General features: G+C 64.0%; 17 protein-coding genes. 3 read left to right on the top strand and 14 right to left on the bottom strand.

From position 1 onward, the window contains the following. The first annotated feature begins 124 nt into the window (after positions 1-124). The gene (locus L1071_RS05375; protein WP_246969601.1) at positions 125-373 is read left to right on the top strand and encodes a hypothetical protein; all 249 of its coding nucleotides are present in this window, start codon (positions 125-127) and stop codon (positions 371-373) included. Beyond that, on the top strand, positions 373-1,188 hold the full coding sequence (gene xthA, locus L1071_RS05370) for an exodeoxyribonuclease III (protein ID WP_246969598.1): 816 nt from the start codon (positions 373-375) through the stop codon (positions 1,186-1,188). Before L1071_RS05375 ends, xthA begins: the two co-directional genes overlap by 1 nt. Positions 1,189-1,225: 37 nt before the next feature. Here the strand turns inward: xthA and L1071_RS05365 are convergent, their stop codons facing one another. The 8 genes from L1071_RS05365 to L1071_RS05330 all read right to left on the bottom strand — a co-directional run bounded on the left by L1071_RS05365 (position 1,226) and on the right by L1071_RS05330 (position 8,325). Further along, positions 1,226-2,470, bottom strand: coding sequence for a tetratricopeptide repeat protein (locus L1071_RS05365; RefSeq protein ID WP_246969596.1), 1,245 nt, complete (start codon positions 2,468-2,470; stop codon positions 1,226-1,228). A 33-nt stretch (positions 2,471-2,503) separates the two neighbouring features. Further along, a complete protein-coding gene (locus tag L1071_RS05360; protein ID WP_246969594.1) occupies positions 2,504-3,292 on the bottom strand; it encodes an energy transducer TonB in 789 nt (262 codons plus the stop codon). Next, entirely contained in the window at positions 3,289-3,699 is a 411-nt protein-coding gene (locus L1071_RS05355) for an ExbD/TolR family protein (RefSeq protein WP_097023273.1), read from the bottom strand. The genes L1071_RS05360 and L1071_RS05355 overlap by 4 nt, the downstream gene beginning before the upstream one ends. Continuing rightward, complete coding sequence (locus L1071_RS05350) at positions 3,692-4,225, bottom strand: MotA/TolQ/ExbB proton channel family protein (RefSeq protein WP_246969592.1); 534 nt, start codon at positions 4,223-4,225, stop codon at positions 3,692-3,694. Before L1071_RS05350 ends, L1071_RS05355 begins: the two co-directional genes overlap by 8 nt. After that, a complete protein-coding gene (locus L1071_RS05345) occupies positions 4,209-5,633 on the bottom strand; it encodes a MotA/TolQ/ExbB proton channel family protein (RefSeq protein ID WP_246969590.1) in 1,425 nt (474 codons plus the stop codon). Before L1071_RS05345 ends, L1071_RS05350 begins: the two co-directional genes overlap by 17 nt. Continuing rightward, the gene (locus tag L1071_RS05340) at positions 5,630-6,406 is read right to left on the bottom strand and encodes a DUF3450 domain-containing protein (RefSeq protein WP_281504428.1); all 777 of its coding nucleotides are present in this window, start codon (positions 6,404-6,406) and stop codon (positions 5,630-5,632) included. The genes L1071_RS05345 and L1071_RS05340 overlap by 4 nt, the downstream gene beginning before the upstream one ends. A gap of 243 nt (positions 6,407-6,649) precedes the next feature. After that, positions 6,650-7,576: an electron transfer flavoprotein subunit alpha/FixB family protein gene (locus tag L1071_RS05335; RefSeq protein WP_246969585.1), complete on the bottom strand. Its 927-nt coding sequence runs from the start codon at positions 7,574-7,576 to the stop codon at positions 6,650-6,652. Next, positions 7,573-8,325 (bottom strand): electron transfer flavoprotein subunit beta/FixA family protein, encoded by a 753-nt coding sequence (locus tag L1071_RS05330; RefSeq protein WP_246969582.1) that lies wholly within the window; start codon positions 8,323-8,325, stop codon positions 7,573-7,575. Before L1071_RS05330 ends, L1071_RS05335 begins: the two co-directional genes overlap by 4 nt. Positions 8,326-8,691: 366 nt before the next feature. Here L1071_RS05330 and L1071_RS05325 point away from each other — a divergent pair, with 366 nt between their 5' ends. After that, a complete protein-coding gene (locus L1071_RS05325; protein WP_246969841.1) occupies positions 8,692-10,332 on the top strand; it encodes an electron transfer flavoprotein-ubiquinone oxidoreductase in 1,641 nt (546 codons plus the stop codon). 51 nt (positions 10,333-10,383) lie between these two features. On the opposite strand, the gene L1071_RS05320 is transcribed toward L1071_RS05325, so the two are convergent. The 6 genes from L1071_RS05320 to tmk form a co-directional block, all read right to left on the bottom strand. Beyond that, a complete protein-coding gene (locus tag L1071_RS05320) occupies positions 10,384-12,579 on the bottom strand; it encodes an ATP-dependent helicase (RefSeq protein WP_246969579.1) in 2,196 nt (731 codons plus the stop codon). Next, positions 12,576-13,130 carry a DUF1285 domain-containing protein gene (locus L1071_RS05315; protein WP_246969577.1) on the bottom strand — a complete coding sequence of 185 codons (555 nt, stop codon included), beginning with the start codon at positions 13,128-13,130 and terminating at the stop codon, positions 12,576-12,578. The genes L1071_RS05320 and L1071_RS05315 overlap by 4 nt, the downstream gene beginning before the upstream one ends. A 22-nt stretch (positions 13,131-13,152) precedes the next feature. Beyond that, the gene (locus L1071_RS05310; RefSeq protein WP_246969575.1) at positions 13,153-13,980 is read right to left on the bottom strand and encodes a TatD family hydrolase; all 828 of its coding nucleotides are present in this window, start codon (positions 13,978-13,980) and stop codon (positions 13,153-13,155) included. 35 nt (positions 13,981-14,015) lie between these two features. Further along, positions 14,016-14,345, bottom strand: a complete 330-nt coding sequence (locus L1071_RS05305) for a PilZ domain-containing protein (protein WP_378110595.1) — start codon at positions 14,343-14,345, stop codon at positions 14,016-14,018. A gap of 80 nt (positions 14,346-14,425) precedes the next feature. Then, positions 14,426-15,403: a DNA polymerase III subunit delta' gene (locus L1071_RS05300; protein WP_246969571.1), complete on the bottom strand. Its 978-nt coding sequence runs from the start codon at positions 15,401-15,403 to the stop codon at positions 14,426-14,428. Then, the gene (gene tmk, locus L1071_RS05295; protein WP_246969569.1) at positions 15,394-16,032 is read right to left on the bottom strand and encodes a dTMP kinase; all 639 of its coding nucleotides are present in this window, start codon (positions 16,030-16,032) and stop codon (positions 15,394-15,396) included. Before tmk ends, L1071_RS05300 begins: the two co-directional genes overlap by 10 nt.

The raw sequence follows: 16,032 nt of genomic DNA, 5'->3' as shown, positions 1-16,032 counted from the left end.
ACGCAAGCAGACATTGTATCAGTCATTGCCAAGCATCGCGCGGGCATCACACTCAAGCACGGATGTCGCCCGGCAGCGCGACTGGTAGAATGGTCCGCAAGTCAATACGACACAGGGTCACGACATGACACGCAGTAAAAAAACGCGCTCGATCGCCAGCAAGGTGACGATTCGCACCGGGCGCCGCAAGGACTTCCGTAAATGGCGCCACGACAATCCCGATCAGGTCAAATCGTCACCGCGCTACGTGCAGAAGAAGCGTCAGCAACGCAAACTGCAGGCCGCTCGTCGCTTGGCACGCCAACAACAGGCGCCGACGCTCGACGTGCATGGCGCGCCGACACCTGATGACGATTCTCAGGGTGATCGCTGATGCGCCTGGTCTCCTTCAACATCAACGGTATCCGCGCGCGCCTGCACCAACTGGAGGCGCTCATCGAGGCGCATCGTCCCGATATCATCGGTCTCCAGGAAACCAAGGTGCAGGACAGCGAGTTCCCGCGCGAGGCTGTCGAAGCGCTTGGCTATCACGTCGCCTTTCACGGGCAGAAAGGCCATTACGGCGTCGCGCTACTCAGCCGAGAGGCGCCCGAAGCCGTGCATTATGGCATGCCCGATGACGGTGAAGACGCTCAGCGACGCTTGATCGGTGTCCGCGTCCGTTGTGACGACGGCGAGACCATGACCGTGTACAACGGCTATTTCCCGCAGGGTGAAAACATCGAGCACCCCACCAAGTTTCCCAACAAACGCGATTTCTATGCCCGGCTCACGGCATTGCTGCAAGAGCGGCATACATCCAGCGAGCGGCTCGCGGTCATGGGAGACTTCAATATCTCGCCCGCCGACATCGACATCGGCATCGGCGAGTCCAATCGCAAGCGCTGGCTGCGCGAGGGCAAGACCAGTTTTCAGCCCGTCGAGCGCGAATGGCTCACGCGGCTTGCCGACTGGGGGCTGAGCGATTGCTACCGTCTGCGCTACCCCGAGGTCGACGATCGTTTCAGTTGGTTCGACTATCGTTCGCGGGGCTTCGAGCGCGAGCCCAAGCGCGGCTTGCGGATCGACTACATCATGGTCACCCCCACGCTGCGCGAGCGGGTGGAAGACGCCGGCATCGATTACCAACTACGCGGCATCCAGCGTCCTTCGGATCACGCCCCGGTGTGGGCACAGCTAACGTTGTGATGCGCCTCGACGCCCGTAAAAAGCGGGCGTTACAGCCTCACTGCGTATCGATATCCGAGGGCGCCTGGGGCGTCACCTCATTGGGGGATGAGTCGACGTCTGGCGCCTTCCCGACATTCCCTTCGCCGAGCGATGCCAGCCAGGCCTCGGCCTGCGACGCACCGGCATCGCGTGCCGCTTCGAACGCCTCGCGCGCCGCCTCTTCATCCGATAACTCGAGTTGCGACACCCCTTCCAGCAACCAGGTGCGCGCGGCATCGGCGCCCTGTTCACGCGCTTGGTGCAGCGCTTCTATCGCCGTCGACCACTCGCCCCAGCCGTAAGCCAACTCGCCGAGCTGGCGCCAGTCCTCGGCGGCATGGGTATCTTCGGCCAGCGCGCGCCACGCCGACAACGCCTTGTGGTGCGCGCGCGCCGACGTCCAGGCCTCGGCGAGAAGACGCCGATGTTCGCTATCGCGTGGTAGCGTACCCTGCTCGAATGCCGTTTCCAGATGCTCGGCGGCACGCGCCGGGGTTCCGCCCGCCAGATGCAAGCGAATCAGGCGCTCGAGATCGTCCTCGCCTGTGAGCGCCCCCCGCCGCCAACCGGCCTCCCATAATGCCGCTGCCACTCCGGGCTGTTGCATGCGCTGCGCCAGCGCCGCGGCACGCCGCCATGCCTGAGGGTCATCACTCTCGCTTTGCAGCTGATCGTCGAGCAACGACAGTGCCGCATCATAACGCTCGGCATGCTGATAAACGCTCGCCGCCAAGCGACGCCTGTCGGCATCCATGTCGCCGGCGCGACGCGCGCGGTCGACCCACTGCGCCGCTTGCGACCACTGTTTCTGCGTCGCCTGGGCTTGCACCATCAGCCACAAACTGTCGGAGTCATCGCCATGACGCTCGATCCAATCGCCCAGCAACTCGGCACCTTGCGCGGTCTGCCCCGCGCGCAACCGCAAGCGAGCCTCTTGATTGAGCCAACGCTGGCGGGAATCGCTATCCACACCGTCTATGTGCCGCGCTTGATAAAACAAGTCCGCAGCGGCGGCGTCCCGACCCTGGCGCGCCTCACCGGTGGCCGCGAGTTGCAGAAACAACGCACGCGCCCAGCGATCCGCCCGATTACCGCCTTGTAGGCGCTCGGCGGCCGCCTTGGCGTCATCGATGGCGCTTTCGCTGGCGTTATCCTGCATGCGCTGCTGCAGCGACTCCAACGCTTGCACCATGTCTGGCGCCAGTGCCGGTCCGGCGGCACTGACGCTCGTGCTGGCCATTCCCAGACCCAGACATAGCATCGTTACACATCCCCAATGACGCCACTGCATGCGTTACCTCTTGAGATGAAATTCCAGCCGCTGACGCGCTTCACGCGGTTGATCGCTTTGCGGAAACTTCCAATCGGCGACGGCCTTGAGTGCCGCGCGCTCGAACATACTGCGCGGCTCGGCCTCGGTGACGCGCAATGAATCGCGATCGACTCGCCCATTGGGCTTGATCGTGAAGCTCACCTCCACGAACCCCTCGATGCCACGCCGCTGTGCCCGCGACGGATATTCAGGCGGCACGCGCTCGGTGGGCTGCGGTGAGCCGACTTTCTCGGCGTCCTGCTCGCTCGTTTCACCATTCGCCGAGGCGTCGGAATCCGAAGCATCCGCACTGTCACCTTGCGACGCTGCATTCGAGGGTGACGTTTCTTCTGCAGGCTCGGGATCGGGCTGCGGTTCAGGGTCGGGCTGCGGCTCAGGCGCCGGCTCGGGTTCAGGCTCAGGAGTGGGTTCGACTTCCTCGAGATCGGGCAACGACTCCTCCGGCACTTCCGGCGAGGGAGGCGCCGACGCTTCCGGCTCGGGCAATGTCAGCGAACTGTCACTCTGGGCCGCAGGCACTGGCGAGGGCGGTGGAGGCGGCGGCGTTTGCGCCGGTGGCGTCGGGGCATCCGGTGCAGCCGCTTCCGGCGCCGACGCCTGCTGTGCCTCGGGCGCTTCGACGCGCGACACCGACATCGGCTGCTCGACCGGTTCACGATTATCTTCCGGTGGCGCCACCAGCAGAGCCAGCAGATAGAAAAGCCCCAACGCCATCAAAATGCCGCCTACGGCGCCCGCGATCGCTCTCATCCGTCGGCGCCTCGATCCGCCGCCACAGCGACGTTGTCAACGCCGGCGTCGCGAATGGCATCCATGACCTCGATCAGAAGCCCGGTGGTCGATTGGCGGTCAGCCTGAATCACCACGCCGCCTTCGTCGCTCACCAGACTCGCCACTTCATTGCCCACGCGATGCGCATCCACCGGCTGTCCATCGACCCACACGGCGTCCTCGGCGGTGATCGCCACCATGACTTGCGCTTCGGGGCGCGCGGTCGCGGAGGACGACTCGGGGCGGTCGATTTCCACGCCGCTTTCCTTGATGAAGCTGGTCGTCACGATGAAGAAGATCAACATGATGAAGACCACGTCGAGCATCGGCGTGAGGTTGATTTCCTGGGCGTCGTCATTGACGTCCTGTAGTCGACGCCTACGCATTGGCATCCTCCACGGCACGTGCCATGCGGTCGTGTAGCCGCTGATCCTCGCGCCGAATCACGTGTTCAAGACGGGTGGTGAACAATAGCCCCACCACGGCGACCGCCATGCCGGTCAATGTCGGTAGCGTCGCGCGGGCCACGCCATCGGCCATGGCTCGCGCCTGGTTGGTATCGGTCAGTGAGAGGCTGTCGAAGACCTGGATCATGCCGGTGACCGTGCCCAACAATCCCAGCAGCGGACACAGCCCCACCAGCAGCTTGAGCCACGGCAACGGGCGCCGCAGTTGGCCGATGAGCTCTGTCGTCCAGACCTCACGCAGTGTCAACGCGCTCCAGCTGGCGTGATCGCGGCGCGCCACCCAGCGCGCCACCAGTGCCCGGCGGCGGCGATTATGCACGAACTGCCAGTACAAGCCGCGCTCCAGCCCCATGGCGAAAAGCGCCATGGCAACCAGGGCAATCACCACCAGTACCGGACCACCGGCCTGCACCAGCCAGACGATGGGCTCAGCGAGCGTGGACATCAGCCTGCGTCCCTGTATGCCCGTGTGATGCTTCGAGGTGCTCGGCCAGCACGGCACTTGCCTGGCCCTCGAGCGTCCCCAGCAATTCGCGACTACGACTGCTCAAGGCGGTATGCACGAACAGCAGCGGCACGGCAGTGATCAGACCCAGCACGGTGGTCACCAGCGCTTGGCTGATTCCGCCGGCCATGAGTTGTGGGTCGCCGGTGCCGAACACGGTGATCGCCTGGAAGGTACCGATCATCCCGGTCACAGTCCCCAGTAGTCCCAGCAAGGGCGCAACGGCCGCCATGAGCTTGACCAAGGGTTGGCCACGCTCGAGACGCGGCTTTTCGGCCAGCAACGCTTCGTCGAGGCGTGCTTCCAGCGCTTCCGGGGCGTGATCCTGGCCCAGCGCCGCAAAGCGACCGAGCACGCGGCCCAGCGGGTTATCGTCCCGCAAGTCTTCGGGGGTCCGCAGTTGACGACGCAGCCGCAGGCTGACCATCAGTAGATACGCGTATTGTGACAACGCCACCAGCAATCCCACGATGCCCAACACGATGATGACGTAACCGACCGAGCCGCCCTGCTGAAAACGCTCCCACAGCGAGGGTTGTTGCGCCAAGGCATCGAGCACATTGCCCTGGGTGGGGTCGAAGACCACGCGTTCTCCGTCGCCATTCTGGAAGGCTTGCAGTGCGTCGCTGGCATCCTCGGGCGTATGCGATACCACCCGGAGCCCCACCTCGTCCGAGGCATCACCCACATCGCGCGTCAGAAGCTTGCCACCGCTGAAGGCGAGGAAGTCGCCCAGGCGCACGGCTTCACGCTGCTCGACATTACCTTGGGCATCGGCGATGGGCGCTTCGAAGCGCACGCCGCGCCCGGTTTCCGCCGTCAACTCGGCGAACGTCCGCCCCAGGTTTTCCAGTGTCTGGGTATCGATGATGGCATCGTCGTCGAGCCGTTCCGGCAACGTCGTCCGCGTCCCCACGGTCAACCAACCGTCGCCTAGCGCATCGCGCAATTCGCCGATTTGCCCTTGCGCCACATCGATGACGCCATCGAGATCGCCCGCTTCATCGCGACGCCGCTGGTTGACGTCATCGAGCGCTTCACGCTGGCTTTCCTGCGTCGCCTCCAGTTCGTCGCGCCGTTGACGCGCGTCATCGCGTTCGGTTTCCGCTTCTTCTACCGCCTCACGCAAAGCGTCGCGGTCGTCCACCAGTGCGCTTAAACGCTCCCGGTCCCGCGACTCGGCAGCATCGCTATCCGCGTGCAGACTTTCCAGCATCTGTCCCAGCGAGGGGGTTGAATCGTCTTCCTGGGCCAACGCCGATGGCACGATGCCTGGTAGCGCCATGGCTAGTACCAGCACCGGGGCCAATACCAACACCCGGGACCACAGAGACTTCCATGTGCTCATGACGACTCCTTGTTCTCGGCTGGAGAATTCGCGTCGTCGGCCGATTGCGTTTCGACCGTTACCGAGACCGGGAGATCGAGCAATGCCGGCGCCCGCTGATCGCGCGCAATACGCAGCCCCTTGCGCAGTTCCTCGAGCGCATCGCCTTCGAGAGGTTGCCATTCCTGGGCATCGGCACGCCAGACGCCGCCCGCGCGGCCATCCGGTGTGGCGTAATACAGCCCCATACGGCCTACGCGGAGGTAATCGACCTGACGCTCGTCGTCACCCACCAACGGACCTTGCCAGGCATCCATCTCGCGGCCGTAGTCGAGCTCCGTGCGCCAGGCGGAGAGCACGCGGTCAAGCTTGTCGCCCGCGCTCATTTCACTGTCATCGAGCATCGCATCGAGACTCTCGACGCGCGCCAGGCGCTCCTCGCGCAGGAAAGGCAAGTCGGCTTTAATCAGGGTGCGCAATTGCGACACCATATCGCGCAACTGCCCTGGCAAGGCTTCTCGCGTCACCGAGAGTTGATCGATGGCCTCGCGGCGCTTCTCGATCAAGGCCTGCTGCGCCTCGTTGCGGCGCGCCAGCTCATCGTTGTAGCGCTCGAGGCGCGAGGCTTCGCGGCTGGCATCGCGCAAGCGCGTCAGCAATTCCCGCGTTTCGTCGTCAGCCGCGTCTATCTTTTCCTGCAACGCCGCCTGTTCTTGCTGCGCCTGCGCACTGGCGTCACGCAAGGACGACTGCTGCGCCCCGGCCGTTGCGGAAACACCCATCAATAACGCCATGCCGGCGCACACCGCACGCCGGCATGTCCGTGTTCGGCTTCGCGTGTCGTTTGGCACCACGCTTTCTCCCGTTGCTTGATCGTGTCGGGGCTCATTAGCACCAACAAAAGGACGGCTAGCACGCTAATACAAACAAGAACAATTATCAATCATGAGTCACAAGAAAGAAAAACCGGCCACGCGGGCCGGTTTCGCAATGCAGTGCGGCCAACGCCAGTCGGCAGGCCGCATGTTAGCTTCGACTTACAACTTGGACTCGAGTTCGGGCAGCACGTCGAACAAGTCACCCACCAGGCCGTAATCGGCGACCTGGAAGATCGGCGCTTCTTCGTCCTTGTTGATCGCCACGATGACCTTGGCGTCTTTCATGCCCGCCAGATGCTGGATGGCACCACTGATGCCCACGGCGATGTACAGTTCCGGCGCAACGATCTTGCCGGTCTGCCCGACCTGCATATCATTGGGCACGAAGCCGGCGTCCACGGCCGCGCGCGAGGCACCGATCGCCGCACCGAGCTTGTCGGCGATGCCGTCGAGCAACGTGAAGTTCTCGCCGTTGCCCATGCCGCGACCGCCGGAGACGACCACACGCGCACTGCCCAACTCGGGGCGATCGCTACTTGCCAGCTCCTCATCGACGAACCGCGACAGCGTATTCTCGACTGTGGCACTGACCGCCTCGACCTCGGCGCTGCCCGTCGCGTCGACGGCATCGAAGGCCGTGGTGCGCACGGTGAGCACCTTGAGAGCATCGCTCGATTGCACGGTGGCAATCGCGTTGCCCGCATAGATCGGACGCAGGAAGGTATCGGGGCTTTCCACGCCGATCACCTCCGACAGTGCGGCCACGTCCTTGAGTGCGGCCACGCGTGGCAACACGTTCTTGCCGTGGGTAGACGCAGCGGCCAGCACATGGCTGTAGTCACCGGCAAGCTCGGCGATGAGTTCGGCCATCGGCTCGGCGAGCTGATGCGCGTAGACGCCGTCGTCGGCGGTTCTCACCTTGGCGACACCGGCCAGCTTGGCGGCCGCCTCGGCGACGCCTGCGACGTTCTCGCCCGCCACCAGGATATCGATGTCTCCACCGATAGCCTGGGCCGCGGCAACCACGTGGGCGATGCTGTCCGCCAGTTGGCCGTTATGATGTTCGGCGATAACCAGAATGCTCATGCGATCACCTTGGCTTCGTTCTTGAGTTTGTCGACGAGTTCATCCACGGAGGCCACCTTGGTGCCCCCCTTGCGTTCCGCCGGCGATTCCACCTTGAGCACGCTCAGGCTCGATGCCACGGCGACGCCCATATCCTCGGGGCTCTTGACGTCGATGGGCTTCTTCTTGGCCTTCATGATGTCGGGCAGCTTGGCATAGCGCGGCTCGTTGAGGCGCAGGTCGGTGGTGATCACCGCCGGCAGCTTGAGCGCAACGGTCTGCAGGCCGCCGTCGATTTCACGCGTCACCTGGACCTCGTCGCCCTCGACCTGTACCTCGGAGGCGAACGTGCCCTGCCCCATGCCCGCCAGCGCGGCCAGCATCTGACCGGTCTGGTTGTTGTCGGTGTCGATGGCCTGCTTGCCGAGAATCGTCAGGCCTGGCTGTTCGTCGTCGACGACCCGCTTGAGCAGCTTCGCCGCGGTCAGCGACTCGACCTTGTCGTCGGTCTCGACGTGGATCGCGCGATCGGCGCCCAGCGCCAACGCGGTACGCAGTTGCTCCTGCGCAGCCTTGGGACCGATGGTAACGGCGACCACCTCGCTGGCCACCCCTTTTTCCTTGAGGCGCACCGCTTCTTCCACGGCGATCTCGCAGAACGGATTCATGGCCATCTTGACGTTGGTGAGATCGACGTCGGAGTGATCCGGCTTGACCCGGATCTTGACGTTATAATCGATGACGCGTTTGACCGCGACGAGTACTTTCATGGTGTCCTCGCTTGGTTAGAACCGGCAGGCATGCCCTTAGAATAAATTCATTCAAGCGTTTGATAGGGGGCGTGTCCCGTAAAAATGTCGCCCGTTAAACACTCGGCGACCCTATATAATATTGCGTGATCTCGTCCAACCTGGTCAAACCCTGAAGCGCCGTCATGGCAGCGCCCCAGGACAAACCACGCGGAAAATGACATCATGCGGGCGGTCGTTCTGTGTAGAATCAAACGGCCGTTTAAAATACAACCAAGAAAAACGCGACTTGTCCATGCACCATTGCTCGAAAGACACTGTGCATGCTCGGGCGCGTCGACCGCCCAACGCGAAGATGGAGGAGATCAAGCCGTGGAACGCGAATACATGGATTTCGACGTCGTCATCGTCGGCGCCGGCCCATCCGGGCTATCGGCGGCGTGTCGCCTGATGCAGCAGGCCCATGAGGCCCAGCGCGAACTCAGCGTCTGCGTGGTCGAAAAAGGCTCTGAAGTGGGCGCGCATATTCTTTCCGGTGCCGTGCTCGAGACACGCGCCCTGCGCGAACTCTTTCCCGACTGGGAATCGCGCGGCGCGCCGCTGACCACCCCCGTGATCAGCGACGATCTCTACCTGCTCAAGGACGCCGAAAGCGCCCAGAAGCTACCCAATGCCCTGGTGCCCAAGAGCATGCACAACACCGGCGGCGCGCATGACAATTACGTCATCAGCGCCGGTAACCTGTGTCGTTGGCTGGCCGAGCAGGCCGAAGAACTGGGCGTGGAAATTTTCCCCGGCTTCGCCGCCCAGGAAAGCCTGCACGATGACGATGGCACGGTACGCGGCATCCTCGTCGGCGACATGGGCGTGGCCGCCGACGGCAGCGAAAAATCCGGCCACATGCCGGGCATGGAACTGCGCGCCAAATACACGCTATTCTCCGAGGGCGCACGCGGGCATCTTGGCAAGCGCCTGATCGAGCGCTTCGACCTCGACGAGGGCCGTGATCCACAACACTATGCCCTGGGTTTCAAGGAGCTCTGGGACGTGCCCGCCGATCAGCACACGCCCGGGCGCGTCTTGCATGGCTCGGGCTGGCCACTGCCCAATGACACGCATGGCGGCTGGTTTCTTTACCATGCCGAGAACCAGCAGGTCGTGGTGGGGTTGATCGTCGATCTTTCCTACGACAACCCTTATCTCTCGCCCTTCGATGAATTTCAACGCATGAAGCACCATCCGGTGCTCAAGCAACATCTCGAGGGCGGCTCCCGAGTCTCCTACGGCGCCCGCGCGATCACCAAGGGCGGTGCCAATAGTCTGCCCAAGATGACCTTCCCCGGGGGCTTGTTGATCGGCTGCGATGCCGGCACGCTCAACTTCGCCAAGATCAAGGGCATTCACATGGCGATGAAATCCGGCCTGGTCGCCGCCGAGGCTGTGTTCGAGGCGTTCGTGGCGGGCGATGAAGGCGGCGCGGAGCTGACCGCATTTACCTCGAAGTGGCAAGCCAGTTGGGCCTGGACGGAGTTGACCGAAAGCCGCAGCTTCGGGCCGGCGATTCACAAGTACGGCACCGTCAAGGGCGGCGCCTACAACTTCCTGGACCAACTGCTGGGCGGCAAGTTGCCCACGGTGCACGACACTACCTCCGACCATGCACGCATGCGCCATGCCAGCGAGGCGACACGCATCGACTATCCCAAGCCGGATGGCAAGCTCTCGTTCGACAAGTCTTCGTCGGTATTCCTCTCCAATACCAACCATGAAGAGGATCAACCCTGTCACTTGCGGCTCGCCGATCCCGAGATTCCGGTACGCGTCAACTTGCCGGAATACGCCGAGCCCGCGCAGCGTTACTGCCCCGCCGGGGTCTACGAAATAGTCGAGGAAGACGGCGAACCCAAGTTCCAGATCAACTTCCAGAACTGCGTGCACTGCAAGACCTGCGACATCAAGGACCCTGCCCAGAACATCACCTGGGTAGCGCCGGAAGGTGGCGGCGGTCCCAACTATCCCAACATGTAGTCATGCTGACACGGCGCCCTCGCTTGCGGGCGGGGGCGCCTGACGTTCACTTCAGTTGGGTACCGCCTGATCCGCCACATGCTCCAGCGGGGCGCGCGCAGCGATCAACCGCCGACGCCCCGCCTGCGTGAAGCGTACCTCGATGACCGGATTGGCGGGATCGCCCTCGAGGAGGACGATCTCGCCCTCGCCGAAGACGTCATGCCGCACCCACTGCCCCACCGTCCATGTCACAGGCGATGATTCAGAGGCCGTCTCTGACGCGCGGGTGACGGTCAGTTTCAGGCCGCAACGTTCGAGATAGCGCCCGACCACCTCCGGCGCACGCACCGCCAGTGACTCCGGCGGCGTTTCATTGAGCGCGCCGGCAGCGCGATGGCAGTCGTCCCAGGCGGTTTCGTCGAGGAAGCGACTGGGACGATGATCGCCGCCATCGTGCAGGACCAGCAAGCGCTCCCGGGCCCGCGTAATCGCTACATAGTAGAGACGCCGCTCCTCCTCCAGACGCTCGGCGTCCAGGGGCGTCTCACGCGTGTAGTGCGGAAAGTCTTCCTCGTTGACGCCCCACAGCGCGACCATCGGCCATTCGAGTCCTTTGGCGCCATGCACCGTGGTCACCAGCACGCCATCCTCGCGCGCTTCCACCGGCTGACTGAGCAGCTCGATGAAGCCTTCGGGATCGTGGGCCAGTTCACCGGCCTGCTCGATCAGCACATCGAGCAGGCGCACGTCGTCTTCGGCCTTGGCACGCCTCGAGGCCGAACGCTTGAGGGCCTTGTCCGCCTCGGTGGCCTCGACGACATGTTCGAGCAGCTTGGCCGGCGGCCAGTGCGCCATGCGTGGCAGTTCGCATAACAATTGCCAGCGACGCTTGAGGTTACGCCGCTGAAGGGGCTTCAACGCGTTCAACAAGGGGTCGTGGCGCTCGGGCCATTGCTGGGTCTGGGCCAGTTGGTGCGCCAATGCGGTCAGCGTCTCGCGAGGCACGAAGACCGTGGGCTGCGACAACAGCAGATTGAGCTGCTCGGGGTCCTGCAAGCGTCGCCCGTCACGCGCCAGGGCCAGATACCCCGCCAGCGCCTGTACCAGCGGCAAACGAAACACGAAGCGATCCTCACGCGCGAGCCGGAACGGGATGCCGGCTCGCAACAACTGTAACTGCACCGAGACGGACAACGCCCAACTGCGTACCAGCACGCAGGCCTCGCCCAAGGCTCGCCCGTCGCCGCGCCACTGCTGAAGAGCATCAAGCAGCGCACTACTGCCCACCGCTACGTCGGCGCGAGTCGCCGGCGTGCCGGGCGCGGCCAGGCATAACTGATCGGGACGCCGCCGGTTGGCGCGGATGGCATGATTGGCTGCCAATGCCAGCACATGGCCATGGCGAAAGGTATACGACAGCGGGTAATCGTGGGCGGTACCGAACAAGGTGGTAAAGCGTTCGAACATGGCATCGGGGCGCGCCCCGCGCCACTCGTAGATGCACTGATTGGCATCGCCCACCGCCATCACCTGGGCGGAAGCTCCCGAGAGAATCGCCAATAAGCGCTGCTGCACCTCATTGATGTCCTGATACTCGTCGACGATCACATGATCGAGAAAACCCTGCACCCGCGAACGCGCCTCGGGGGTCGCTTCCAGGCAGCGCAGCGGCCGATAGAGCAGATCGGCGTAGGTCATCAGGGCGTGATCCTTGAGCAATCCCTCGAAGACAGCATACGCTTCGCAGAAATGCTGGGTGCCGTCACCGAAATCCAGGCGTTCGTGGAGTATCTCGGGGGCGCACATCTCGGCCTTGACCAGCTCGCAGAACTGCGCCAGCGTCTCGAGACGATCCGACTCCAGCGCGGCGTGGCGCTGACTGTCGTCGGCGTGTTCCAGACTCATTTGCACTGCCTGGCGTAACAGCCGCTCGCGCTGCCAATCGGCGGCGATCAACTGGCGCGATGACAGATACCCCCAGCGCGTCAGGGTCTTAGTCAGGCGATGCCCGACGGAGTGAAAGGTTCGCACGTCAGGAAGGCGCTGCCCTGCCGCCGCGTACGCCAGCTTATGGGTGAAGTCCTCGCGGGCGGCGCGATTGAACATCAGCACCAACATGCGTTGCGGTGGCACGCGGTTGGCAAGCAGGTGCAAGACGCGCTGCACCAGCGTGGTGGTCTTGCCGGCACCGGCGACCGCCGATACACGCGCATGCCCTTCGACATGCGCGACCACGGCGCGTTGTTCGGGCGTCGCCTCGCTCACGGCGTCTCCTCGGGCAACCAGCCCAGAGGCTGCCAGACGCCGTCGCTATATATCCCCAGCGCGCTGCCGTCGGCTGTCGCATGCAACTCGGCGGTGTCGATCAGGCGATAGTAGACGTTGCGATTGAGGCGTGCCGCCAGCCCGAAGCGAATGGCGACCTCGGGAACCGGCTCCCCGGCCGGCATGGCGCTGACCGCGAGGCGGCGCTGCGCACCCAAGGTGACGCTATCGCCGAGGTTGGTGGTCAGCGTCCACACCCCGTCGCGACAATCGGCATCGGCGATCAGGAACGCTCGATCCTCGACCTGGATACGCAGCTTTTCCACCGGCGTCACCAGGTAATAATCGCCATCCGCTTCGCGGCGCAACAGGCGCGACAGCAAACGTACCAAGCGTGCGCGCCCGATCGGCGTGCCCTCATGCCACCAGCGGCCATCGGCGGCAATGGTCAACGCCATGTCACCGCAGAAAGGTGGGTCCCAGGTATCGACCGGTGGCAACGCTGCCGTCGGTGATGCGTCGAGATGTGCCGTCAACGACTCTAGTGGCATGCTCGCTCCTCGCTGCTGGACGTTACTGACCGCTCATCTGTGCCAATGCTTCGCGCACATCCTCGGGCGCCTCGGGCAGTGCGGCGCGAAACAGCCGGTAGAAATTGGCACTCGTCTGCATCGCGACTTCGTCGACACTGATGCCGCGCTCGGCGGCGATGCATTCCGCCACTTCCACGACCCACTGAGGCTCATTGGGTTTGCCACGATGCGGCACCGGGGCCAGATAAGGGCTATCGGTCTCGATCAACAGCCGGTCGAGGGGCACAAGGCGCGCCAGCTCGCGAACCGAGGTGGCGTTACGGAAGGTCACGATGCCGGAAAGCGAAATGTAGAAGCCCAGCCTCACCGCCTCGCGCGCCATGTCGAGATCCTCGGTGAAGCAATGCAAGACGCCCCCCACCGCAGGATCGGTATGTTCGCGAATCAACGCCAGCGTGTCTTCCTTGGCATCTCGGGTATGCACGATCACCGGCAATTCGAGCTCGCGCGCGGCGCGCAGGTGATCGGCGAAACGCCGATGCTGCACATCATGGGGCACTTCATCGTAATGATAGTCCAACCCGGTCTCGCCAATCGCCACCGCGTCATGGCGCTGGGCGCAGTCGACGATGGCCTGGACGTCGGGCTCGTGCTCGACGCGGTGCAACGGATGTACCCCGGCGGACAGCGAGACGTCATCGTGGGCACGGGCGATATCCACCAGGTTGGAGACATCGTCCAGCGTGACGGCGATCGCCAGGAAGTGACGCACGCCACGTTGGCGGGCGGCGTCCAGGGCGCCCTCAAGCTTACCGTCATGAGCGGTGAGGTCGAGTCGATCGAGATGGCAGTGGGAATCAACGAACATGCGGTACCTAAAGAATCGAAAAGGGTGTCATGGCATTAAAGGGTATAACTGGGACGCGAGGCGGTGACGCCTTCGAGTTGGGCGTCGATCAGTTCCCTCACACGCTGATCGGCATCGCTGAAATGCACGCCGATCCCCGGGACGCGCCGCCCGCCGACACCCGGCGGCGACAGCCAGGCAACCGTGCCCGAGACCGGTAGACGTTCGGCGTCCTCCGGCAAGGTGACCAGCAGATACACCGCATCGCCGAGGGCATAACGCTCCTGCGTGGGAACGAAGACGCCGCCCCGCGCCAGCCAGGGCATATAAGCCGCCTGCAGAGTCTGCGTATCGTGGAACGTCAGGGATAAGGCTTTTTGCGCCACGCCGGGTACTCCTCGGTCAGTGTGCACGACGCGCTTCATGCACCATATTTATGCTTTTATGCCTCGCCAGCGTGGTGCCGTCACGAGCGCAACAGTGACGCCCAGCGCACCAGCCAGGCTTCCAGCACCAGCTGTGCATTGGGATTGCCCCCGGCGGCGATCAAGCGGCGCTGTTCGCGCGCATAGTCGAGCAGGCGAAACCAGTCACGCACCCGTGCATTCTTGGCCGCCTGGCGATACAACGGCAGTAGATCCGGATTGCGCACGTACTGCGTCTCGCCGGAGACGCCCAGGCGAATCAGGTCTTCGAGCCAGACGATACCGTACCACAGCACGCGGTCCAACGACTGAGGATCGAGACGCGCCGCCTCGGCGACCGGCTCCGCGCCACGCACCAAGGCATCGAAGAGCTCACGCAGCTCCTGGCGCAAGCCGCGCCCCTCGGCCAATTCGACGGCGAACTGGGGTAAGCCACCGGCCACGCGCAACCAGAAACGCGCTTGTTCGGGATCCTCGAAACGTTCGTTCAGCCATTCCAGGGCGCTGTGTGGCTCGGGCACGCCCAGGCTCCAATGCTGGCAACGCGAACGAATGGTCGGCAGCATGCGCGAAGGGATGTCCGCCAGCAGCACGAACAGCGTCTTCGCGCCCGGCTCTTCGAGACTCTTGAGGAGCGCGTTGGAGGCCGCCACGTTCATGGCCTCGGCGGGATGCAGACGAATCACCCGATAACCGCCTTGTTGTGCGGTCTGCGAGACGAAAGCATTGACCTGGCGAATCGGGTCGATGCGTATCTGGCGGCGCTTTTCCGCCGGGGTAATATCCAGCAGGTCGGGATGATACCCCGACGCCAGCATGTGACAAGCATGGCACTCGCCGCAGGCGGTATCGCCCGGCGCATGACACAGCGTGCGGGCTACCAGGGCATCGGCGAGATCGTGCTTGCCGACCCCATGCGGGCCCGAAATCAATAGCGCATGCGCCAGGCGGCCGGCGTCCTGCTGACGGATCAGGCGCTGCCACAGGTCACGCTGCCAAGGCAGTGGCGTCACGACCATAACGCGCTTCTCACTGTCAGGTGATCGGCGATCGACGCCTGTACCGCGTCCAGATCGCGGTCGGCATCGATCACGGCGAACCGCTCCGGTGCCTGGGCGGCGCGGGACAGATAGCTCTCCCGCACGGCGCTGAAGAAGTCTTGGCGTTCGCGCTCAAAGCGATCGCGTGCGGCGCCCCGCCGTTCGACACGCTGCTGGGCGGCCTCGACGGGCATATCCAGCAACAACGTCAGATCGGGTTGCAGATCGTCTTGAACCAACGCTTCAAGTGTCGCGATACGCGTCTCGTCCAGCCCACGCCCGCCGCCCTGATAGGCGAAGGTCGCATCGGTAAAACGGTCACAGACGACCCACACGCCCTGCGCTAGCGCGGGGCGGATCTTGGCCGCCAGATGCTGGGCACGGGCGGCGAACATCAACAGCAATTCGGCCGTTTCGTCGAGGGGCTCCTGCGGGGCGGGGTCGAGCAGCAGCGCACGAATCGACTCGGCACGTGGAGTGCCGCCCGGCTCACGCGTGCGCAGCACGTCGATGCCGCGCGCGCGCAACCAGTCGCACACGAAATCCACGTTGGTGGACTTTCCCACCCCTTCGCCCCCCTCGAGGGTGATGAAACGTCCTGGCGTCAT

It is taken from the genome of Chromohalobacter sarecensis (assembly GCF_023061135.1).
GTDB classification, from domain to species: Bacteria; Pseudomonadota; Gammaproteobacteria; order Pseudomonadales; family Halomonadaceae; genus Chromohalobacter; species Chromohalobacter sarecensis.
Note: the sequence above shows the minus strand (reverse complement) of the source record. Positions and strands in the feature narration are given on the sequence as shown.